Source organism: Simplicispira sp. GW247-4R2A (assembly GCF_059424465.1).
The window spans coordinates 166865-187409 of record NZ_JBWKZM010000001.1; the positions used below are offsets into that span (position 1 = coordinate 166865).

The 20545-nt window shown below is 62.4% G+C and carries 21 protein-coding genes; all 21 read left to right on the plus strand.

The genetic code is table 11. The features are described from left to right. Nucleotide 1 precedes the first annotated feature (1 nt). Nucleotides 2-553 carry a dTDP-4-dehydrorhamnose 3,5-epimerase gene (gene rfbC / locus AC07ZH_RS00795; RefSeq protein ID WP_495198135.1) on the plus strand — a complete coding sequence of 184 codons (552 nt, stop codon included), beginning with the start codon at nucleotides 2-4 and terminating at the stop codon, nucleotides 551-553. A 4-nt stretch (nucleotides 554-557) separates the two neighbouring features. Then, nucleotides 558-1748, plus strand: a complete 1191-nt coding sequence (locus tag AC07ZH_RS00800) for a DUF1972 domain-containing protein (protein ID WP_495198136.1) — start codon at nucleotides 558-560, stop codon at nucleotides 1746-1748. Then, nucleotides 1745-2707, plus strand: coding sequence for a glycosyltransferase family 2 protein (locus AC07ZH_RS00805; protein ID WP_495198137.1), 963 nt, complete (start codon nucleotides 1745-1747; stop codon nucleotides 2705-2707). Before AC07ZH_RS00800 ends, AC07ZH_RS00805 begins: the two co-directional genes overlap by 4 nt. Before the next feature lie 189 nt (nucleotides 2708-2896). Continuing rightward, nucleotides 2897-4615 carry a GspE/PulE family protein gene (locus AC07ZH_RS00810; RefSeq protein WP_495198138.1) on the plus strand — a complete coding sequence of 573 codons (1719 nt, stop codon included), beginning with the start codon at nucleotides 2897-2899 and terminating at the stop codon, nucleotides 4613-4615. Further along, complete coding sequence (locus AC07ZH_RS00815; RefSeq protein WP_495198139.1) at nucleotides 4608-5816, plus strand: type II secretion system F family protein; 1209 nt, start codon at nucleotides 4608-4610, stop codon at nucleotides 5814-5816. Before AC07ZH_RS00810 ends, AC07ZH_RS00815 begins: the two co-directional genes overlap by 8 nt. 22 nt (nucleotides 5817-5838) lie before the next feature. Beyond that, the gene (gspG, locus tag AC07ZH_RS00820) at nucleotides 5839-6282 is read left to right on the plus strand and encodes a type II secretion system major pseudopilin GspG (protein ID WP_495198140.1); all 444 of its coding nucleotides are present in this window, start codon (nucleotides 5839-5841) and stop codon (nucleotides 6280-6282) included. A gap of 41 nt (nucleotides 6283-6323) precedes the next feature. Then, nucleotides 6324-6794, plus strand: a complete 471-nt coding sequence (locus AC07ZH_RS00825; RefSeq protein WP_495198141.1) for a prepilin-type N-terminal cleavage/methylation domain-containing protein — start codon at nucleotides 6324-6326, stop codon at nucleotides 6792-6794. Continuing rightward, nucleotides 6791-7246 (plus strand): type IV pilus modification PilV family protein, encoded by a 456-nt coding sequence (locus tag AC07ZH_RS00830; RefSeq protein WP_495198142.1) that lies wholly within the window; start codon nucleotides 6791-6793, stop codon nucleotides 7244-7246. Before AC07ZH_RS00825 ends, AC07ZH_RS00830 begins: the two co-directional genes overlap by 4 nt. Next, nucleotides 7243-7854, plus strand: coding sequence for a prepilin-type N-terminal cleavage/methylation domain-containing protein (locus tag AC07ZH_RS00835; protein WP_495198143.1), 612 nt, complete (start codon nucleotides 7243-7245; stop codon nucleotides 7852-7854). Before AC07ZH_RS00830 ends, AC07ZH_RS00835 begins: the two co-directional genes overlap by 4 nt. Further along, nucleotides 7851-8762 carry a type II secretion system minor pseudopilin gene (locus AC07ZH_RS00840; protein ID WP_495198144.1) on the plus strand — a complete coding sequence of 304 codons (912 nt, stop codon included), beginning with the start codon at nucleotides 7851-7853 and terminating at the stop codon, nucleotides 8760-8762. Before AC07ZH_RS00835 ends, AC07ZH_RS00840 begins: the two co-directional genes overlap by 4 nt. Then, on the plus strand, nucleotides 8759-9760 hold the full coding sequence (locus AC07ZH_RS00845) for a PilN domain-containing protein (protein ID WP_495198145.1): 1002 nt from the start codon (nucleotides 8759-8761) through the stop codon (nucleotides 9758-9760). The genes AC07ZH_RS00840 and AC07ZH_RS00845 overlap by 4 nt, the downstream gene beginning before the upstream one ends. Then, the gene (gspM, locus tag AC07ZH_RS00850) at nucleotides 9757-10326 is read left to right on the plus strand and encodes a type II secretion system protein GspM (RefSeq protein ID WP_495198146.1); all 570 of its coding nucleotides are present in this window, start codon (nucleotides 9757-9759) and stop codon (nucleotides 10324-10326) included. Before AC07ZH_RS00845 ends, gspM begins: the two co-directional genes overlap by 4 nt. Beyond that, nucleotides 10323-10826 (plus strand): hypothetical protein, encoded by a 504-nt coding sequence (locus tag AC07ZH_RS00855; protein WP_495198147.1) that lies wholly within the window; start codon nucleotides 10323-10325, stop codon nucleotides 10824-10826. Before gspM ends, AC07ZH_RS00855 begins: the two co-directional genes overlap by 4 nt. Nucleotides 10827-10859: 33 nt before the next feature. Continuing rightward, nucleotides 10860-13301 carry a type II secretion system secretin GspD gene (gene gspD / locus AC07ZH_RS00860; protein WP_495198148.1) on the plus strand — a complete coding sequence of 814 codons (2442 nt, stop codon included), beginning with the start codon at nucleotides 10860-10862 and terminating at the stop codon, nucleotides 13299-13301. A 64-nt stretch (nucleotides 13302-13365) separates the two neighbouring features. Further along, nucleotides 13366-13821, plus strand: a complete 456-nt coding sequence (locus AC07ZH_RS00865; RefSeq protein WP_495198149.1) for a hypothetical protein — start codon at nucleotides 13366-13368, stop codon at nucleotides 13819-13821. Nucleotides 13822-13999: 178 nt separating this feature from the next. Next, nucleotides 14000-14935 carry a hypothetical protein gene (locus AC07ZH_RS00870; protein WP_495198150.1) on the plus strand — a complete coding sequence of 312 codons (936 nt, stop codon included), beginning with the start codon at nucleotides 14000-14002 and terminating at the stop codon, nucleotides 14933-14935. Between the two features lie 121 nt (nucleotides 14936-15056). Beyond that, nucleotides 15057-16175, plus strand: coding sequence for an FG-GAP repeat domain-containing protein (locus AC07ZH_RS00875; RefSeq protein ID WP_495198151.1), 1119 nt, complete (start codon nucleotides 15057-15059; stop codon nucleotides 16173-16175). Between the two features lie 26 nt (nucleotides 16176-16201). Next, a complete protein-coding gene (locus tag AC07ZH_RS00880) occupies nucleotides 16202-17116 on the plus strand; it encodes a peptidyl-prolyl cis-trans isomerase (RefSeq protein ID WP_495198152.1) in 915 nt (304 codons plus the stop codon). 159 nt (nucleotides 17117-17275) lie between these two features. Continuing rightward, entirely contained in the window at nucleotides 17276-18259 is a 984-nt protein-coding gene (locus tag AC07ZH_RS00885; RefSeq protein WP_495198153.1) for a glycosyltransferase family 2 protein, read from the plus strand. 141 nt (nucleotides 18260-18400) lie between these two features. Next, on the plus strand, nucleotides 18401-19672 hold the full coding sequence (locus tag AC07ZH_RS00890) for a glycosyltransferase family 4 protein (RefSeq protein ID WP_495198154.1): 1272 nt from the start codon (nucleotides 18401-18403) through the stop codon (nucleotides 19670-19672). A gap of 39 nt (nucleotides 19673-19711) precedes the next feature. Continuing rightward, nucleotides 19712-20545, plus strand: coding sequence for an ABC transporter permease (locus tag AC07ZH_RS00895; protein ID WP_495198155.1), 834 nt, complete (start codon nucleotides 19712-19714; stop codon nucleotides 20543-20545).

A 20545-nucleotide genomic window follows, 5' to 3' on the forward strand; every position in this document is an offset into this window, starting at 1 on the left:
CATGCAAGCCACACCCCTTGCCATCCCCGACGTCCTGCTGATTGAACCCAAGGTGTTTGGCGACGCACGCGGGTTCTTTTATGAGAGCTTCAACCAGCGCGCCTTCAATGAAGCCACCGGCACCGACTTCCAGTTTGTGCAGGACAACCACAGCCGTTCGAGCCAGGGCGTGCTGCGCGGCCTGCACTACCAGGTGCCGCCCAGGGCGCAGGGCAAGCTGGTGCGCGTGGTGCGTGGCGCGGTGTTCGATGTGGCGGTGGACATTCGCCAGGGTTCGCCCACCTTCGGCCAATGGGCGGGTGTTGAGCTGACGGAGAACAACCATCGCCAGCTTTGGATTCCGCCGGGCCTGGCCCATGGCTTCCTGGTGCTGTCCGAGTCCGCTGATTTTCTCTACAAGACGACCGACTACTACAGCCCCGAGCACGAGCGCTGCATCGTCTGGGACGACCCCCAGTTGGCCATTGCCTGGCCGGATCTGGGCAAAGCGCCGGTGCTGTCGGCCAAGGACCTTGCAGGCCTGAGCCTTGCCCATGTGCAAGCCGCGGCCTGATGACGTGAATGCCACCACGCCGAACGGTGCCGCATGGGCCGCACCTGAAGACCTCGGCGGCTCGAACCCCGTGGTGGACAGGGGCGCCTTGCAGCCTCGCCTGCGAATCGCCCTGATAGGCACGGATGGCCTTCCGGCGCGCTACGGAGGGTTTGAAACCTGTGTCGCACAGCTTGCCCCGCGTCTGGCGGCGCTCGGGCACCAGGTGGAGGTGTTTGGGTCCTCCCACGGGCGCAGCGCCCGGGCGGCCGATGGCCCTGGGTTGCGGCACCGCTACCTGCCCTTGCGTGCCAACGGGGCCGCGTCGGTACCTTACGACCTGCTCAGTTTCCTGCTGAGCTACCGCCGCTCTGACGCTATCGTGGTCATGGGGGTTTCGGCGGGAGTGTTCATGCCGCTCATGCGCTGGCTCGCCGGGCCGCGGCGGATCGTGGTGAACGTCGATGGCCTGGAGGCTCGGCGCAGCAAGTGGCGAGGGTTGCCGCGTGCCTTTCTGCGCCTGAGCGAACAGCTCGCCATCCGCCACGCCCACCACGTGGTCAGCGACAACCAGGGCATTGCCGACATCGTCTCCAGCACCTATGGCCGCGCCAGCACCGTCATCCCCTACGGAAACGACCATGTGCTGCACCTGGAACCCGCCCAGGTGCAGGGCATCCTGCGGCACCGCTTTGGCCTGGAGCCCGGCAGCTACCTGCTGACTGTCGCCCGCATAGAGCCCGAAAACCAGATTGCCGAAATGATGGAGGCGGCCTTGGCCGCCGGGTCCGAGTGCTACGTCGTGGTGGGAAACTTCGGCACCACGGCCCTCGGGCGGCACCTGCTGCAGCGCTGCCGCAACGAGCCGCGCATCCGGTGCATCGATTCGCTGTTCGAACCACAGGCGCTTGCGGCCCTGCGCACCGGCTGCCGCCTGTACCTGCACGGCCACAGCGTGGGCGGCACCAACCCTTCGCTGATCGAGATGCTGCCCTACGGTCGCCCCATTCTGGTGTTCGATTGCATCTTCAACCGCCACACCCTGGGAGGGCGCGGCGGGTACTTTGCAAGCGTGCCAGAGCTTGCGGAGCGCTTGCGCAAGCCGGATGCGCCCGCCTGGACGCCAGATTCGCAGGGAGAATTGTCCGCTCGCTACCAGTGGGCGCGCATTGCAGGGGCTTATGCCTTGCTCTGCCGGCGAGAGTGCTCGACATGACCGAGCGCACGCTGGCGCGGCAGCCCTCTGCCGATAGTCTGCTGGACATCCCACTGTCAGAGGCCGTGCCCCAGCCTTCGGCGTCTGTCGTGGCGGTGGTGATCACTTTTCAGCCCGAGTTGGCGGCGCTGCTGGTGCAGATCAAGGCCCTGCGGCCGCAGGTAGCGCGCTTGGTCATCGTGGACAACGCCTCGACTGCCGACCTGGCTGCGTGGTGCCGGGCTGCGGCTCCACAGGTCGATGCCGTCCTGCGCATGGAGCACAACCTGGGAATAGGGGGCGCCCAGAACCACGGCATCACCTGGGCCCGAACCCAAGGCGCCAGCCATGTGCTGCTCATGGACCAGGACAGCGTGCCCGAGCCCGACATGGTCGGGCAACTCCTCGGCGCGCTGCAGATGCATCCCAGCGCTGGCGCTGCCGGCCCACTGCACGCCGACCCGCGCCAGCCCATTGCGCATTCCCCGTTCGTATGGCTAGAAGGCCTGCGTTTTCGCCGGCTTCCCTGTACACCAGACACGGTGCATGTGGTGGACCACCTGATCGCTTCCGGCTGCCTCATTCCTCTCGCCGTGCTCGATCAGGTGGGGGCCATGCGCGCCGACTGGTTCATCGACTTCGTCGATGTGGAGTGGAGCCTGCGTGCGCGTACCGCAGGGTGGGATTTGCTGGGCGTCTGCTCTGCGCGTATGGCGCATGGCCTGGGGGGACCGCCCATTGTGTTCATGGGGCGCCGGTTTCTGGCGTATCCGCCATGGCGGCACTACTTTCAGGTGCGCAATGCGGTGCTGCTGTACCGGCAACCCTTCGTGCCGTTGCGTTGGGCGTTGGCGTCTGCCTGGCGGCTGCTGATGAAGATCGGCTTCAACTGCGTCGCCGGGCGCAGTCGGTGGCAGCATTTCAAAGCGACGCTGCGTGGCCTCTGGCATGGCGCATGCGGCAGGGCGGGGCCTTTGTGACCCCATCGGCAAGCGTACCGACCGGGCGCCGGGCCGGCGCTTCGTGGTAAATTGCACGGTTTTTCGGGTCGGCCATTGCTGATAAAAAATAGAAACATTCATGCGGAACGTGTGATTTATTGTTTCTTTTCTCGCTAGAGAATATTTGCCACTCACAATATTCAAAAAAATCAGAAATAGGCACGGACAATGAACTCTATGACTGATGCGGGCGCTGTAGAAAGCCTGGATGCCAAGCCTTTGAAGCTTGGAGAAATTCTGCTTGCAGCGCAGAAAATATCCCGTAACGACCTCGATCGCGCGCTGGAAGTGCAGCGTTCGATGGGTGCGCGTCTGGGCCGCTTGCTTGTCAATCTGGGTATTGTTTCGGAAGCTGATGTATTTGGTGCGCTGGCGCACCAATTCGATTTGCCGCTGGTGCGGTCGGAAAATTTTCCCAAAACCAAGCCGGAAACATCCAGCTTGAACACGAGTTTTCTTCTGGCCAACCATCTTTTGCCGCTGGGGGATATTGATCAAACCCAGGAGCCCCCCGCATTTGCCAGTCCAGATCCGACAAGCAATTCTCTGAAAAACGCGTTGGCGCTGGTGTTTGACCGCGTACCCGATATTTATTTGGGTTTAGAGACCGAAATATCTTCACAACTCAATGCCTGGTACCTTCAGGAGGCAGACGATGAGGGCATGGGTGGTGATGGACAGCCCGAGGCGGCAGAGTTCATCGAGCACCTGCGCGACATGGCATCGGAGGCGCCCATCATCCAACGGGTGAACCAGATCATCTCCAACGCAGTGGCGTCGCAGGCATCCGATATCCACATTGAAACCTATGAAGAAAAATCGGTAGTTCGCATTCGGGTGGACGGCGAGTTGTTCCAGGTCGATGAACTGGACAACAAAGACGCGCCGGCCGTGGTCTCTCGCATCAAGATTCTTTCCCAGCTCGATATTGCCGAACGCCGCATGCCGCAGGACGGACGTACCAAGTTGCGTGTGCATGGCAAGGAAATGGATGCGCGTGTATCGACCATACCGACCATGTTTGGCGAGTCGGTGGTGATGCGTTTGCTGGAAAAGAATTTTGATCTGCTCTCTCTGGAGAGTCTGCAGTTCACGGCGCCCACGCTGCAAGCCTTGCGGCAAGTGCTCACTGTGCCGCACGGTATTTTTCTTGTCACCGGTCCTACTGGTTCCGGCAAATCCACCACGCTGTACGCTTCGCTCCAAGAGCTTGAAGGCGCCAACCTCAAGATACTGACCGTCGAGGACCCGGTCGAATACCGCCTGCAATGGCTCAACCAGGTACAGGTCCAGCCCCAGATCGGACTGACTTTCGCCAAGGTGCTGCGCTCCTTTCTGCGCCAGGACCCCGACGTCATCATGATCGGGGAAATGCGCGATGGGGAAACGGCAGAAATCGCCGTTCAGGCCGCGCTGACCGGGCATCTGGTGCTCTCCACCTTGCACACCAACAGCGCGCTGGGCGCCGTGGTGCGCCTCATCAACATGGGAGTGGAGCCCTATTTGATCACCGCATCGGTGATTGGCGTGCTGGCCCAGCGCCTGGTGCGCAGGCTCTGCGGCGATTGCCGGCAAGCGCTTGCGCCAGAGCAGGCGCAAGCTGCGGCGGACTCCCTCGGCGTGGAGCTTGGTGCAGGCCAGACGCTCTACCGCGCGGTGGGTTGCCCGGCCTGCCGGGGCACAGGCTACCGCGGACGCCTCGCACTGCACGAGTTGCTGCCCATGTCTGAGGAGATCAAGAAAAAAGTGCTCGAGAAGGGCGCTGCCCTGGCGCAGGAGGACGGTGTGTATGCGGCAGGGAACTTGTTGCAGGATGGGGCCACCAAGGTGCTTCAAGGCATGACGACTGCAGAAGAAGTGTTGCGCGTCGCTCGTCAGAATGATTGATTTCCAATACACAGGGCTGGCGAGCGACGGCAAGTCCTGCCAGGGAACGGTTCGCGCGCCGACGCCGGAGGCCGCCCGCTTGCGACTCATAGGGCAAGGCGTCACACCGATCCGCATCGACACCGCAAGTGATGCGCCTGCAGGCGAGGTGGCACGCGGCGGCGGTGCCAAGCTCAAGCGCACCGAAGTGCTGTTGTTCACCCGGGAAATGGCGCATCTGAAGCAGGCGAACATGCCGCTGGACAGGGCGCTGGCACTGCTCAAGGAAACAGCCGCAACCGAGCGTTTGAAGCATTTCATTTCGGCGCTGGAAGAAGGTATTCGTGGCGGCAAGTCCCTCTACGCATCCATGCTGCCATTTGAGAGAGATTTTGGAAAACAGTACTTGGTTTTGATTCGAGCCGGAGAAACTTCGGGCTCCCTCAACGTGGTGCTAAAAGAGCTTGCGCTGCAGTTGGAAACGGACGACAAGTTGCGCAACTATGTCATATCCTCCATGACCTACCCCATCATCTTGTTGGTGGTGTCGGTACTCTCTGTAACCCTTTTGCTTGCCTTCGTCGTACCGCAGTTTCGCGAAATTTTTGACTCCATGGGCGACGCGCTGCCCTATTCAACCAAACTGGTTATTGGCTTGAGCGATTTTGTGCGATTCCACTGGATGGCGATTCTGGCTGGACTCGCCACACTGATGCTCTTGCTGTCCCGTTGGAGCGCAACCGAAAGCGGGCGCATCCGTTTGCACAGCATGTTGATTGAAATACCCTTGATGGGCAAGGTGATTAAGAATCTGCAATTTGCAGTGTATTTCAGGACTTTCGGTAATTTGCTGCAGCGTGGCGTTCCCATGGTGGATGCCTTGCGTATTGCGCTTGATACCCTGACCAACACCGCCTTGCGCAAGGATTTCGAGCCATTGGTTGACAGGGTAAAGGCCGGCAAGCGCCTGTCTACGGGGTTACTATCGCCGCACTTTGATAAGACCGGTACACCGCAATTGATTCGCGTTGCCGAGGAAACCGGGCAAATGGATTCGACGCTGTTGAGCTTGGCGGATCGCTATGAAGATCAGGGGCGGCGGACCATGGACCGTGTGTTGGCCACCATGGAGCCCATCATCATTATTTTATTGGGGGCTCTGGTTGCTTTCATCATCGTGGCGATTTTGGGTGGCGTCCTGTCTATTAACGACACCATTTAAATAGTAAATACAAGGAATATTCATGAAGACTCTCTTTTCGGCTCCCCAGATCACCGCTCGCGCACGCCGGTCCTCCGGTTTCACGCTGATCGAACTGCTTGTGGTGCTGGTGATCCTCACCTTGCTGGCCGGCCTCGTCGGTCCGCGCGTGCTCGACCAGCTCGGTGGTGCCAAGGTGAAAACGGCGCGCATCCAGATTGGGGAAATCGAGCAAAGCATCGATTTGTTCAAACTCGATATCGGTCGCTACCCGACTGATGCCGAAGGTCTGCGTGCGCTGGTTGAGCGCCCTAGTACGGCTCCCGGCTGGAGCGGCCCTTATTTGAAGAAGGGCTTGCCCACCGACCCGTGGGGCGCAGCCTACCTGTACAAAAACCCTGGTCGCAACAACCAACCGGACGTGTTTTCGCTCGGGGCCGATGGAAAGCCCGGCGGTGACGGCGACAACGCAGATATTTTCAATTGAACCTGCGGACTTGTGTGGCGGGCAGCCGCGAAGTGCATGCGATGCGCTGCCGTTCCCAGGTGGCGGGCTTTACCTTGCTCGAACTGTTGGTGGTGCTGGTGCTGGCTGGTCTTTCTGCGGCTGTGGTGGGCGGCGGAGCGCAGTCCTTCATGGACCGGGCGCGGTACCACCAGACCGTCAGGGACGTGGCCAGCCGCCTCAGCCAGGCGCGTGCGCTCTGTGTACAGCAAGGAAAGCGCATCTCCGTCTCCTATGAACCGCAGGCGCGGCAATTGCTGGTGCAGGGACAGCCGCCCCTGGTGATTCCGCCGTCGCTCGAGGTGACGTGGAAGCCGCTGGCGCACGACCCTAAAGCCTCCCCGGCGCCCGGTGAACCGGTGTTTGTGTTCAACGCCGACGGGGGTGCCCAGGGCGGGCAGTTGGCCGTGTTGCGCGGCGGCCGTGGTGTGATGTTCCGTGTCAGCTGGCTGCTGGGTACAGTCGAACAGGTTGGAGTGGACGGCAGCTCATGACCACGCTGCTTTCTTCCTCACGCCGCGCGGCGGTAATCGGTCGCCGCAGTGGCGTACCGCGCAAAGGGCGCCTCGGCTTTGCCTTGCTCGAAGCGCTGGTCGCCATGGCCATTGCCTCCATAGCCTTGGCCACCTTGTACCGAAGCGTGGGCCAGGGATCCAAGAATGTCGGCGATGTCGAGGCCCGGGTCGAGGCCACTTTGCTCGCCAGGTCGGTCCTTGCCGGCGCCACCTACGCGGAAGATCTGGCCCGGTCGGCGTCTGGACAGGCGGGCGCCTGGCGCTGGGTGGTGCGCACGGCACCGGAACAGGTGCAGATCACCGAAGAGAGCGGTCGCCCGGCTGCGTCTCCGGTATCGGCGGCCCGTGTGACGATTGAGGTCTCCCGCGCCAGCGGTGGCGCTCCGGTAGCGAGCTGGACCACCTGGAAGCCTTGGCGGACCGCTCCATGAGGCATTCCACGCGCCGGCTGCAGTCCGGCTTCACCCTGCTGGAACTGCTCATAGCGCTGGCCATCACCGCTGCCGTCGTGACCTTGATGTTTGCCGGCTTTGCGCTGATCGGCAAGTCTGAGGATCGCAACCAGCAACTGATGGATCGCTCCGAGCACATGCTGGTGGTCAGCCAGTGGCTGGGGCGCAAATTCGATGGTTTGCGGCTCCTCGGGCGCAGCGACGGGGCCAACGCAGTGATCTTTTTCACCGGCAATGCTGCCGGGGCACTCTGGGTGGCGCCACTGCCGGAACGTGGCGATGCGGGGGGGCTGTACGTCTTTCGCGCCAGTCCCTTGCGCCACGAGGGTGGCGGTACCGACTTGGTGGTGGAGGCGCTGCCGTACGACGGCGGCTCCATGGCCCTCGACTGGGGCGTGGCCCTGCGCGAAACCCTGCTCAGCGACGTGCGGACCTTGCAGTGGTACTACCAGGACGGCCGCACCGCCGAGTGGACCCGCAACTGGGATTCGACGCGCAAAGAGTTCCCCTCCCGCATCAAGCTCGAAATCGGCGACGAACGTGGCGATTGGCCCCCCCTGGTGTTTGCTTTGGCGAGGGCGCGATGACAGGCCGGCGTGCCCATTCTGGCGCCGCGCTGGTGCTGGTGCTGTGGCTGGTGGCCGCGCTCTCTCTGGTCGTGCTGGCCAGCGCCCGCGGGATTCGGCAGCAGACGCAGAACGTCGGCTTCGGTCTTGCACGCATGCGCGCCGAATCGGTGCTCGATGCCGCCATTCAACTCACGGCGCAGCGTTTGACGGCGGACAAAAGCCTCGGCGCGCAGTACAGCACTGAGCAGATGGTACTGGGGACCAACCAGGTGCGGGTTGAAATCACGCCTTCAGGAGGCCTCGTGGACGTGAACGTGGCCAGCGACGCCTTGCTGGAAACCTTGCTGCAGAGAGTGGGCGGTTTGGCGCCGGGTGAAGCGGCCATACTCGTTTCCCGCATCCACGATTACATCGACCCGGACGATATTCCGAGTGGCATCGGTGGTGCCGAAGCCGCCCAGTACCGCGCTGCCGGCTGGCCTTCCCTGCCCCGAAATTCGGCGCCGGAAGACCTCTCCGAACTCAAGTCCGTCATGGGGATGACGGCTGCGCTGTATGAGACAATCGCGCCCTATTTGGGCATCAACGGACAGCAGGGCATAGAAATCGGTTCTGCGCCCCCGGCGCTCATCGACGCACTCACGGGCCAGCAGGGTTTTGGCGCGCGTGTTCACTCCTCTTCCCCGGAAATGCGGGCTGGCGAATTGCTCTCGGGAGCAGCCGCCCCGTTTTTCACCGCGACAGCGTCGGCGGTGGGGCAGACCGTGAGAGTTCAAGCCGCCATGCAAGCAGAGGATGGGCGTTGGTGGCAGCGGCAGGCCTGGCTGGATCTCAGCGCCCGGCCAGACACCCTGACTCCATGGACAACGCTCTCGCTGGAGCCGACGCGCCGCGCAGATGGGCCAGAACAGGAATTCAAGCAATGACAGGTTGGGGGCAATTCATTCTGCAGGTGCAAAGGGCGTCGGATCGGCTCGTATGGGGTCTGGGCGCGATTCGGCGCGCGCTGGTCGGGCGTGGTTTTTGGCCTGCCTACGAAGTGGCCGTGGTCACTGCTGAAGGCAAACCTGCCTCCGTTCGCGAAAACCGCGTGCTGCCACGCAGCGGCAAAGGCAAAGCCGCTGGCCTGGTGGTGCCCGAGGCCAACTGCCTCAGCGGCGAGATGCGGTTGCCCGACGTGCGCCGGTCCGATCTGGGAGCTGCCGTGCAAGAGGCTCTGTGGCGCCTTTCGCCCATACCGCCGGACCAGATCTCTTTTGCGTGGGCCGCGGTCCCTGATACGTTTTCGAGCTGGCAGGTGCAATGGCTTATGTGTCGGCGCGGCCTGCAGCAGGACATGCTGGCACAGCAGAGCCTTGCCGACGACGCCCCGGTGTACCTGACCCATTCTGGCCGGGTTTTCGCTGTCCATGGGTCGGCCTTGCAGGCGCAGGCAAAGCGCCAGCGGCGCATGGACGGCCTGACAGGCGCGGCCCTGCTACTCATGCTCGCCATGCTCCTCGCACCAGCCCTCATGCCGCTGATGCTCAAGCGCCAGGCGGTGGTCTTGGCCCTGCAGCATGTCCAGGGGCTCGAGACACAGGCCGCGCCGCTGCGCCAGAAGCTTGACGAGCTGCGCAACCAGGCCCGGGTGGGCGACGAGATTTCGAAGAGCATCAGTGACGACTTGCCATTGGCGAGCCTTGTCGACCGTTTATCGGCTGCGCTGCCAGACGACGCCTGGCTTGACCGCATTGAAGTCAATGGGCGTGATATTCGGGTCACGGGTTTGACGGGCAACGCCAACGAATTGCTGGCGCAGCTTGGCCGCCAGCCGGGTCTGGCAGATGCCCGTGCCACTGGCGCCAACGTGCGCGACAACACCTTGAACAAGGAACGTTTCACCTTTGAAATGCGCTGGCGCGCCGATGGAGCGCAGCCATGACGCCCAATATCTGGATGCGCCGGACCGGTATCGCGCTGGCGCTGCTGGCCTTGTGCCTGTTGGCTGCGGGGGCGCTGGTGTACCGTTCGCTCTGGACACGCTATGACAGTGGTCTCCAGCAACTCGAGGCGCGCAGCGAGCGCCTTGACGGCATTGTCAAATCCGGGCCGCAAATCGAAGCGCTGCTGACCAAGGCACGCGCCAATGTGACTCCCTGGGTGCATCCCGGTGGTGAAAATGCCCCCAACGACGTACAGCAAAAGCTGCGTGAACTCATCGTCAACTCGGGCAGCACCCTGGTGTCTTCGCAGGTCGCGCTCGAGCCCGGCGCCGATGGCCAGATGGCGCGTATTCGCCTGACTGCCACCATCACGGGCGATTGGTCCAAACTCGTCCAGTTCCTGGAAGCGTTGCAGACGCACCTGCCACCCTTCTGGGTGCGCTCTGCCATCGTATCGCGCGACGGTGCCGGCAACGGCCCCGGCCCGCAAAGCGCCCGCCTCGCCTTGCAACTCGAAGCGCCCATTGCCCCGCAGAAAATTGCGCCGCAGAAAGGGCAGCCATGACCAAACCCTGGCAAGTAGCGCCCTTACTGGCGGTGGCAACGCTCGCGGCAAGCGCCTGGTGGTGGCAGACAGGCAAAGACGCCTGGCGCGCGCCACCTGCCCGCATGCCCGAACTGCCAGCGGTGGCTGAACTTCCCTCGCCACCGGTGTTTCATGCCCAGCAGGCGCTCAAGCGTCCGGTGCTCTGGACGTCACGGCGACCCACGGGTGCGGGCGATGCCAAAGGTGGTTTGGCCCAGGAACTGATGGAATCGCGCCTTACTGCGGTATTCGCTTCGGGCAAAGACCAACTGGCCGTCCTGCAGCGCAAGGACGGCAGCACCTTGAAGCTGAGCACCGATTCCAGGCCCTGGCGAATTGAATCCTTTGACGGACGCAAGGCAGTCTTCATGTCTGTCGATCAGCAACGCGTGGAGCGCCCCCTGGAGCACGCCGCAAGCCCTGAGCCCAAGCCTGGCCAACCCCAAGGGCGGCCGTCTATGCCACCAGCGGGTCAATAAACCACGCACACCCTCTATTCGGAGCTTCTGTTCATGACATTTCGGCCTTCCATCCTTTTCCTGGCCTTGCTGGCCGCAGGCTGCGCCACCACACAGCAGCCACCGCCGGGCTCGCTCTCGGCCCAATTTGCCAGCGCCAAGGCCGCGGTGACGACCTCCAACATCGTGACCGAGTCAGTGCCTGTCCAGGAGGCGCCGCTACCAGCCCGCGAGACAGAGTCGGCCGATGCAACGCCCAAGGATCAGGAACAACCCGCCACCGAGCCCGAGGCCAAGCCCCAGACCAAAACGCGCATCTTTGCGGGGAACGACCAGCTCTTCAAGCGCGACATTGGCCCCAAGCCCGACCCGGTGCTGGCCAAAGGCGAAAAGGTTTCCCTCAACTTCGAAAATGCCACCGTCGGCAACCTGGCCACTGCCTTGCTGGGTGACCTGCTCAAGCTCAACTACACCGTCGATGCGGGGGGCGACACGGTGGTCAGCCTGCGCACCAGCCAGCCTTTGCCGCGCAAAGAGGTGCTCGATGTGCTCGACGCCGTATTGCTGCCGCACGACCTTGCCATCGTGCGCGACAACGCGGGCGTCTACCACGTCACCAAACGGACAGTGACGGTCGGCGCGCGCCCTGTCCTGGGGGCGTCGCACTTCAAAGACTTGACCGGCTCGGGCACCGTGATCGTGCCGCTCAGCTACATTGCCGCTGGCGAAATGGCCAAGATTCTGGCGCCCATCGCACCGCGCGAGGCCATTGTCTATGTGGACACCCTGCGCAACCTGCTCGTGCTGCAGGGCAGCAAGGCGCAGTTGGCTGGCTGGCTGGAAATGGTGGACGCATTTGACGTCGATTTCCTCTCCGGCATGTCGCTGGGTGTGTTCGTGCTGGAAAACGCCAACGTCACTGTGGTGCGCGATGCCCTGCAGGCCATGCTCGGCCCGGACAAATCGGCCGACCCGTATGGCGGGTCGGGCACTGCCGGTGCGTCGCCCTTTGGCGCCGCAGCGGCGTCTGGGTCGGCCGCTGGCGCACCGGGCGCAAGCGCGGCGAACGCAAGTTCCGCAAGCGCTGCCGCGGCGACCAACCCATTGTTTGGCCTCATTCGCGTATTTCCCGTCGAGCGTTTGAATGCGCTCGTGGTCGTCACGCCGCGCAAACAATTGCTCAGCCAGGTGGAAACCTGGATTCGCCGCCTCGACCAGCCGAGCGACGCACTCGAGCCCGGCCTGTTCGTCTACCCAGTGCAGAACGGCTCGGCCGAGCACCTGGCCGACATGCTCAACGGCCTGTTTGGCAACGACACCACGCGTGCCAAGAGCGGCGTGGCCGCGGGCTCGGCGCCGACCCAGTTTGGCGGGTCCACGGGCAGCAGCAACCCATTTGGCGGTACTTCCAGCGCCTCCGGCCTTGGCACCGGGACATCGGGCATGAGCGGCGCCAGTGCTGGCAGCATGTCCAGCGCCTCTGGCTCCACCGGGATGACGCCACTGAAGGCCACGAATACCGCGGCCAGCGCATCGCCCTCGACAACCACCAGCCAACTCGAAGGCAATGTGCGCGTGGTCGCCGACGACAAACGCAATGCCCTGCTGATCCGCGCGCCGCGCGCCGAATACCGGCGCATCGAAAAAGCGCTGCGCGAGCTCGACACAGCGCCTGTCCAGGTGCTCATTGAAGCCAGTATCGTCGAGGTCAGCCTCACTGGCGACCTGGCCTACGGCGTGGAATGGTTTGTGGAAAACAGCCTGAGCAACGGTCGCACCGGCCAGGCACTGCTGAACCTCAACGACAGCGGCGGCATTGGCGCGAAACAGCCCGGCTTCTCGTACACCATTCTCAACAAGGCCGGGATCGTCAAAGCCACGCTCAATGCGCTGGCCGCGAAATCTCAGCTTCGCGTGCTGTCCAACCCCTCGGTGCTGGTGCTGGACAACCACAACGCCACCATTCAAATTGGCAGCCAGCAGCCCATCAAGAGCTCCACCACGGTGACCACCGGCAACCTGATCACCGAGGCCATCACCTACAAGGACACCGGGGTCATGCTCTCGGTGACTCCATCGGTCAATGCCGGGGGCCTGATCACCATGGACATTGCCCAGCAGGTCACCGATGTCGGTACCATCGACTCCGCCACCGGCCAGCGGAGCTTCCAGACGCGGCAGATTCAAAGCCGTGTGGCGGTGCGCTCGGGCGAGCCCGTCGTGATGGGCGGCATGATTCGCGACAACGAAACGCGCGGCAGCAGCGGCATACCAGGCCTGGCCGACATTCCGGTGCTGGGGGCCTTGTTCTCCACCAAAACCAACAACCGTGCGCGTACCGAGCTCCTGGTGATGCTGACGCCGCGTGTGCTGGAAAACGACGACGACTTGCGTGCCGCCAGCGCCGAAATGCGCCAGCGCATGCACACCATGTCGCTCGACAACACCGCCTTCCCGCCACGGGGCGATCTCGTCGCGCCCGCTGCCAAGCAGTGAACTCCTGGGCTGAAGCCAGGTCAACATCCGTCATTTATTCATTTAGGAGATCTACTTCATGGGCATGTCACTCTCTCGCCGCCGCTGGGTGCTGCGCTGCTGCGCTCCCGTTGTTCTGGCTTTGGCCACGGGTTGCGCCACGGGTATAGGCGGTGCAACGGGTGTTGCGCATGCCGGCGCTGGTGGCGACAAGGCAGCGTTGCTGCAGCGCGCACAGGCCTATTGGGCGATACAGCAGAAAAACGACAGCGTGGCAGCCTGGTCGTTTGAAGAGGTATCGAAGGACCCGGCCTGGACGCTGGAGGCCTACCTCAAGCGGGGCGGTATCGTGTACGACTCGGTCGAGGTGCGCGATGTCAAGAGCATCGAAGGGGATGAAGCGGTGGTGGACGTACAGATGCGCTTCTCTGTTCCCCTGCTGCGTATCAAAGGGCAAGAGGCGCTGGCGCAGGACCATTGGCGCCTGATTGACGGTGTGTGGTTCCATGTCATCAAGAAAAGCGCAATGTTCCCCTCGTGAGGCTGCAAATAACGTTGTTGACTGACAACAAAATCACGAACGGCCAAATTCTCCTGGGTTTCGATTGAAAACGTAAAAGTCTCGGGATAAGATGGCGCCAACCCAAACGGAGTGACGGATGGGTTGCAGATCCCGCAACGCTGGGAAAGCTTCGTTCAATTATTTAAGGACTGAGAAGATGAAAAAATTTGCACTGGCAGCCGTCGCGGCCGCCGCCGCACTGGGCGCTGGCGTCGCGCAGGCATACACCGTTGGCACGTTCAGCAACGGTCTTGTGGTTCCCAACGTCATTCACGACGGCGCAGCCGACACCACGGCTGTTGGCCTGATCAACCAATCCGGCGCAACCGTGTCCGTATTCTGGACGTTCTTTGACCAGAACTCCCAGCACGTCACCGACGGCTGCTTCCCCATGACCGACAAGGCCTACCGGTCCTTCGTTTGGTCGGCTGAGTCGGGCACGGGTCTGGCAGGCATGCGCGGTTACCTCGTGTTTGCTACGGGTGCTGCAGCCCCGGCTCCTGGCCCGACTGCTTGCTCGGCTGCTTCCGCCGCTGCAGGCTTGGTGGGTGGTCAGCTGGCGGCCAACGCCTTCTATGTGGATGCAGTCGGCAAGTCTGTTGCATTCACCCCCGTGATCGACGGCCCTCTGACGCTGGCCGCTGGTACCAACCTGAGCACGATGAACAACGTGAGCTTGACCGCTGTGGCCGGTGCCGCTACCGTGGTTCCTGGCGCTGGCCCAACCTTCAGCATGCGCTACTTTGTGGACGGCGCTGCCGGTGGCAACGACACGCGTATCGTGGTCTGGTCCACGGGCGACCAACGCGGCACGCACACTGTCAACATGTACGACAATGCGCAAAACCGCAAGTCGGTCAAGTTCAAGCTGAGCTTTGCTGAGCTCGACTGGTTTGACCCTGAAACCATTGCCGGCCGTCCTGCTACCTTCACCGATGGTTTCATCGATTGGAATTCTGGTGTTCTGCCTGCAGATTACCCAGGCGTCGCTGGTCAAGGCCTGGCTACCCTTGGTGGTTCTGCGTTCACGTACTCTGTGATCGCTGCTCCCGCCTTTGGTGCTCTGCAGTCCGTCCTGGGCGCACACCGTTAATCTTTCCTGATGCTGGCGGTGCTTACGCCGCCCGCAAACGGAAGTTTTGCACAGCAGCAGCTTTCGGGTTGTTGCAAAAAAAATAGCGCCGAAAGGCGCTATTTTTTTGGAAAGAAGTCGCATGAAGTTGGCTCAATGGGTAAATGGCAGGCTGCTGCTGGTGGTGGTTGTCGCTGCGTTGGCGGCGGGCTGCCAGACACAGGTGGTGCAAGGGTCTGCCGCGTCTGTGGCGCCGGTGGCTGCATCCGAAAGCGTGCCTGCGCGCATCGCCCTGGATTCGCCCATGGCTTGGGGTGGGCAGGTGCGCTGCAGCGGCGCATCGTGCCGATTGGCGGTGGTGGACCATGAAGACGGCGTCCTTGTTCTGTACGCGCTGCATGGTCGCACCTATCGACTGCTCGATCACCAGCCGCTTGCCTACCATCCCGATTCGGCCGTCTGGTTGACGGACACGCTGCTCGCCGCCGCCGTTGAGGGCTCTGCGGGCATTGATATTTTCCGCATTGAACAAGACCACTTGGTTCGCGTGCACCAAGTTGGCGTCGGGTTTTCTCCGCGCGACGTGGTCGTGGCGCCCTCCGAGGCTGGGCGCCACCGCGTGCTGGCCACGCCGTACAGCGGAAGCGCGGTCGCCTGGGTCGACTGGCCAGAGGGCAACCCCGCAGCAGCCAAGGTGCAAACGCAGCGCTGGTGTGAAACCCCGTGGCACCCGGTGCATGTCGATCACCTTCCTGGCGTGAGTGGCGGTGGATTTGCCGTGGCGTGCCTGGATGGCCGCCGCGTGGTCGCCGTGCCCGATGGAAAGGTGGGGCAGGCCATGACAGAACTCCCGCGCGTGCTCGCCACCTTTCCAGCGGTGCCACGCCAAGTGCGCCCCTCGCCCTCTGGGCACTGGCTTTACGTGGCGCTGGAGACTGGGGGGCGCAATGCGCGCATCAACATGGTGAACGGGGAACTTCAGTGGCTTGCTGGTACTCCGAATGGCTCGGTTTCCGTGGCCCCTCTGGCGGACAATCTGGTGATCTGGGGAGAAGACAGCCAACTCACCCTTCAGCGCCTGGATGCCCAGGGAGCGGTTCTGGAAACCCGTGGGCTGCGCACCAGCGGGTTTTCTACCGGCTTGCAATTGGTAGATGTCGATGGTGATGGCCAGTTGGATCTGGTCGTGCTCAATTCATCCGGCGAGCGCTCAGACGTGATTTATGGCCCCCTCTGGGAGCACGCGACACCACGCCCCTGAGCAATGTGATTCATCCTTTATTGACTATGAAACTGATTCAAAAAATTGGCCGTTTTGCAATGATTCTGATGGGCCTGGCCTCGGCTGTGGCTGCCACAGCGGCCGTCGACAACCAGGCCGTGTTGGTGCACCTTGGCAAAGCGGAAACCATTACCGCGCAAGACCTGTCGGACTATCTGGACCGGCGCATCGACCTGCGGCCAGCTCGGCGCAACGTCTGGGGCGTGCAGACCATCTTGCGCGAAATGGCCCTGACACGTACCCTGGGTCTTGAAGGTGACGCCATGCGGGTGCCGCGGATCGCCGAGCACGCCAAGGAGCGGTTTGATGACATCTACAGCCACGCGATCTACCAGAAATTGATTCCCGCTTGCGAGCCGCCAGCCGACGCCGCTGCTGCACGCAAATTCTTTGATGACCACCCGCAGGCCTTCCGCGTGCCGCCCATGGCGCGCCTGAGCCGCGTCATGCTGCCGACATCGGCCACCGTAGAAGGCGAGCACGCCATGGCTTGGCTGATGAAGCAGGCACAGGCCATCGCATCGGGCACCCGCAAGCTCGACGACGTGGTGGCGCAGGCGGCGGTCGTGCACCAACTCGACGCGCAAGGCGATATCGGCTGGGTGACGCTCACCGACGACGAAAAGATTTTGCGTGCACTCGCAAGTGCCAAACAGGGCGAACTGGTCGGGCCGGTGCGGGAAGGGGATTTCGGCTACCTTTTCTATGTGGCGGCCAAGCGCGAGAGCCGCCAGCTTGCATGGGATGAGGTGGCGGTCTCTGTGCCCACGCGCGCGGTGAACCTGTGCCGCCAGGAAGCCAACGAGAAGCTGCTCGACACCATGTTCAAGAAATACAGTGTGGAATTCGACCAGAAGGCCATTGACAATCTGTTTTCGGACGAGGCCCTCAAGAGTCCGCAATCCGAAGTGAAGAAATAAATCACGTATTTCGGCAACGCTTGGTAAGCGCTGGCATGGGGGCGGACCCGCACAGTAGAATTCTCGGTTATCCATTTTTCGTTCACTGCAGCCTGTGAGCAGGAGCCACACCAAGGCGCTCCGGGTTGGAACTGCGACTTGTTGAGCGAACCCCTGGCCATGACCGAGACCAAAATGCGCGCTTCCGTGCTGATTCCCGTCAAGAACGGTGGCGCCTTGCTGGGCGAGGTGCTGGACGTCGTGCTGGCGCAGCGCACCCCCTGGCCGTTTGAGGTGATCGTGATGGATTCGGGTTCCACCGATGGTTCGGTTGCGTTGGTGCGCGCACGCGGCGTGCGCTGCGAGACCATTGCACCCGAAGCCTTTGGCCATGGGCGCACGCGCAACCAGTTGGCAGCCTTGTCCACTGGCGAGTTTTTGGTCTTCATCACGCAGGACGCGAGGCCCGCGAGCACAGAGTGGCTTGCTAACCTGGTCGCGGCCTGCGACGCCGAGCCCGACGTGGCGGGTGCTTTCGGCCCGCACAGGGCCCACCCGGATGCACGCCTCGTCACGCAGCGCGAACTGGCGCAGCACTTTGCCGGCTTTGGGCAGACGCAAAGCGTGGTGCGGCTCGACGACCGCGCCCGCTTTGCCAGCGATCCGGGCTACCGCCAGTGGCTGCACTTTTTCTCCAACAACAATTCCTGCCTGCGCCGCTCGGTCTGGCAGCGTTTGCCGTTTCCCGATGTCGCCTTTGCCGAAGACCAGACCTGGGCGCTTGCTGCTGTCAAAGCGGGGTATGGCAAAGCCTATGCGCCAGAGGCAGCGGTGTACCACTCGCACGATTTCGGCATCTGGGAAACCCTGCAACGCAATTTTGACGAGGCACGCTCGTTTCAACGTGACTTTGGCTATGACATGCAGCGCAGTCTTTTGCGTGCCTGGGCGAGCGCCGGGCTGCTCGCGCGGCGTGATGCCGGCTGGCTGCGCCAGGCGGGCCAGCGTGGCTGGAGCTGGGTGAAGAGCACCATCCATATGGCGGGCATTGAGCTGGCGCGCACTTCGGGGCAATTCCTGGGGACACAGCACCGGCGTTTGCCGGGATGGCTGTTGGGGGTGCTCTCTCGCGACCAGACCTTGCAGCGTGGCCGCCCTGCGTAGGTTCTGTGGCACAGAACATGAACGGTATCAGGCAACATCGTTGGCAAGAGGTTGGCGTCAAGGGTCAGTTTGAAATTGGCTCTTACCGCCGTTGTCGGGAAATGTCGGGATGCGCGTGAGCGATGCGTTTTTGGAGTGTTTATGGCAGGGTTGATCGGGCTGCGCATGCGGCAGGTGTGGGATTTGGCGCGACGCCATGGGGTGTGGGGCGCTATGTCCATGGTGAAGCGGCGGCTGAGCCAAGGGCCCGGCAGCTTGAAGAGCCGCAACGTTTTCACGCATTACGATTTCGTTCGCGTTGCCAAGGTGGAGCTGGCCTCGGGGACGGCGCGCGCGGGAACCTTGCTGTGGTTCATTCCAGACTTCAACATCGGCTCTGGCGGACATCAGACGATTTTCCGCACCATCATGCATCTGGAGCGCATGGGGTGGGAGTCGAATATCGTCATCGTCAGTCCGACCAACCATGCAAGCGCCGAGTCGGCGCGCCAGGATATCTGTGAGCATTTCTTCTCTCTGAAGGCGAAGGTCTTCATGGGGTTCGACGGCTTGCCCAACAGTGAATTCGTGATTGCCACCGGTTGGCAAACGGCGTATCCGGTGCGAGCGGTCGCAGGGGAAGCGAAAAAGCTGTATTTTGTTCAGGATTTCGAGCCCAGCTTTTATCCCATGGGAACAGAATCGGTTCTTGCTGAAAATACCTATCGTTTTGGTTTCTTTGGAATTACTGCTGGCGGATGGCTGGCGCAAAAACTGAAGGATGACTATGGCATGCGGACGCACGCCATTAGTTTCGGTGTCGATCATGATTGCTATCGCCAGCGACCGAGACGGGAGCGAGAAATCAAGCGTGTGTTTTTCTATGCACGCCCCCCCACACCACGGCGGGCCTTCGAGTTTGGTTTGTTGGTTTTGGATGCGGTCTCTCGCAGGCTGCCCGATACGCAGTTCATCCTGGCCGGGTGGGACGTCAGCGATTACCTCATTCCATTCCCTCATTTGTCTGCCGGCGTTGTTTCGCCGCAAGAGCTGGCGGATGTGTTCAGCCAGTGCGACGCTGCGTTGATACTGTCGTTGACCAACCTGTCGCTGATGCCGCTGGAGTTGATGGCCAGCGGTTGTGCCGTGGTGTCTAACCGGGGTGACTGCGTCGAGTGGCTGCTCAATGACGATGTGGCGCTATTGACCGATCCCACGCTGGAGGCATTGGCGGATGCGTTGTGCCATGTGCTGCAGGACGATGGGGCGCGTCACGCATTGTGCCAACGGGCTCTGGCTTTCGCGCGCCAGCAGCATTGGGAAGCGTCGGCTGAAGCTTTCACGCAAGGCCTGCTGGCGGCGCGCAAGGCACTGACCCCTGCTGTTGACGCAGCAGCGAACCATGGACCAGCGAATGCAGTGGAATCGATCTGAGTTGTATCGCGTGTTGGCCTCGGGGCAGGCGAGGCGCCAATGAATGTAAAGCTCCATGATCAGCTCCAGGCCGGGGTGTCTCGGGCGGAGTCGGCGGGGGGCGCCAAGCGCGCCTGGGTGCTGTGGCGCTATTGGCTGCTGCGCGAGTTCAAGACGCGTTACGCCGGTTCGGTGTTGGGCCTCGCTTGGGCCTTCGTTCAGCCGCTGGCAAGCTTGGCCATTTTCTACGTGCTGTTTGGCCTGATTCTGGCGGTGCGGGTGCCGGGCCTGGCGGCGAGCAACGGCTACCTGTTGCACCTGCTGGCTGGCCTGGCCATCTGGCTGCCATTTACCGATGCCATTGGTCGGGGGGTCGGCAGTTTGGCCGCCTATGAGGACTTTCTGCGCAAGCAGCCCATGCCCGCCGAGATACTGCCTGCAGTGTCGGTGGGCGGCAGCCTGCTGGTGCTGGGCATCGGTTATGGGCTGCTGCTGGTGCTTTCGATCGGGCAAGGCGTGGGGCCCTTCCTGTCGTGGGCCTGGCTACCGCTGTTGGTACTGGCACAGGTCGTGCTGACGTTTGGCCTGACCCTGGTGCTCAGTATGGCGCATTTTCTGTGGCGCGATGTAGGCTCCACTGTGGCGGTTGCGCTGCAGCTCGGGTTTTACCTGGCGCCTATCGTGTACCCGTTGGCCCAGGTGCCCGAGCGGTTTCACATCTTGTTTCTGCTCAACCCTGTGGCATGCCTGGTGTTGGCCGTGCAATCGGTGGTCCTTCATATGCCCGTTCCGCAGGGGACTGGCTGGGCGCTGGCGGTCTGGGTGGTGTTGCTAGGCGGCGGGGGCTGGTGGTTCTTCCGTTCCATGAAACCCGTGCTGGGTGAGGCGTTGTAG

What these genes read in the sequence shown, in the direction of transcription:
- AC07ZH_RS00840 (WP_495198144.1), top strand. Translation starts at nt 7,851, where the DNA reads ATGACAGGCCGGCGTGCCCATTCTGGCGCCGCGCTGGTGCTGGTGCTG.
- AC07ZH_RS00865 (WP_495198149.1), top strand. Translation starts at nt 13,366, where the DNA reads ATGTCACTCTCTCGCCGCCGCTGGGTGCTGCGCTGCTGCGCTCCCGTT.
- AC07ZH_RS00895 (WP_495198155.1), top strand. Translation starts at nt 19,712, where the DNA reads ATGAATGTAAAGCTCCATGATCAGCTCCAGGCCGGGGTGTCTCGGGCG.
- gspG (WP_495198140.1), top strand. Translation starts at nt 5,839, where the DNA reads ATGAAGACTCTCTTTTCGGCTCCCCAGATCACCGCTCGCGCACGCCGG.
- AC07ZH_RS00830 (WP_495198142.1), top strand. Translation starts at nt 6,791, where the DNA reads ATGACCACGCTGCTTTCTTCCTCACGCCGCGCGGCGGTAATCGGTCGC.
- rfbC (WP_495198135.1), top strand. Translation starts at nt 2, where the DNA reads ATGCAAGCCACACCCCTTGCCATCCCCGACGTCCTGCTGATTGAACCC.
- AC07ZH_RS00870 (WP_495198150.1), top strand. Translation starts at nt 14,000, where the DNA reads ATGAAAAAATTTGCACTGGCAGCCGTCGCGGCCGCCGCCGCACTGGGC.
- AC07ZH_RS00855 (WP_495198147.1), top strand. Translation starts at nt 10,323, where the DNA reads ATGACCAAACCCTGGCAAGTAGCGCCCTTACTGGCGGTGGCAACGCTC.
- AC07ZH_RS00890 (WP_495198154.1), top strand. Translation starts at nt 18,401, where the DNA reads ATGGCAGGGTTGATCGGGCTGCGCATGCGGCAGGTGTGGGATTTGGCG.
- AC07ZH_RS00835 (WP_495198143.1), top strand. Translation starts at nt 7,243, where the DNA reads ATGAGGCATTCCACGCGCCGGCTGCAGTCCGGCTTCACCCTGCTGGAA.
- AC07ZH_RS00880 (WP_495198152.1), top strand. Translation starts at nt 16,202, where the DNA reads ATGAAACTGATTCAAAAAATTGGCCGTTTTGCAATGATTCTGATGGGC.
- AC07ZH_RS00810 (WP_495198138.1), top strand. Translation starts at nt 2,897, where the DNA reads ATGAACTCTATGACTGATGCGGGCGCTGTAGAAAGCCTGGATGCCAAG.
- AC07ZH_RS00825 (WP_495198141.1), top strand. Translation starts at nt 6,324, where the DNA reads ATGCGCTGCCGTTCCCAGGTGGCGGGCTTTACCTTGCTCGAACTGTTG.
- gspD (WP_495198148.1), top strand. Translation starts at nt 10,860, where the DNA reads ATGACATTTCGGCCTTCCATCCTTTTCCTGGCCTTGCTGGCCGCAGGC.
- AC07ZH_RS00805 (WP_495198137.1), top strand. Translation starts at nt 1,745, where the DNA reads ATGACCGAGCGCACGCTGGCGCGGCAGCCCTCTGCCGATAGTCTGCTG.
- gspM (WP_495198146.1), top strand. Translation starts at nt 9,757, where the DNA reads ATGACGCCCAATATCTGGATGCGCCGGACCGGTATCGCGCTGGCGCTG.
- AC07ZH_RS00885 (WP_495198153.1), top strand. Translation starts at nt 17,276, where the DNA reads ATGACCGAGACCAAAATGCGCGCTTCCGTGCTGATTCCCGTCAAGAAC.
- AC07ZH_RS00875 (WP_495198151.1), top strand. Translation starts at nt 15,057, where the DNA reads ATGAAGTTGGCTCAATGGGTAAATGGCAGGCTGCTGCTGGTGGTGGTT.
- AC07ZH_RS00815 (WP_495198139.1), top strand. Translation starts at nt 4,608, where the DNA reads ATGATTGATTTCCAATACACAGGGCTGGCGAGCGACGGCAAGTCCTGC.
- AC07ZH_RS00845 (WP_495198145.1), top strand. Translation starts at nt 8,759, where the DNA reads ATGACAGGTTGGGGGCAATTCATTCTGCAGGTGCAAAGGGCGTCGGAT.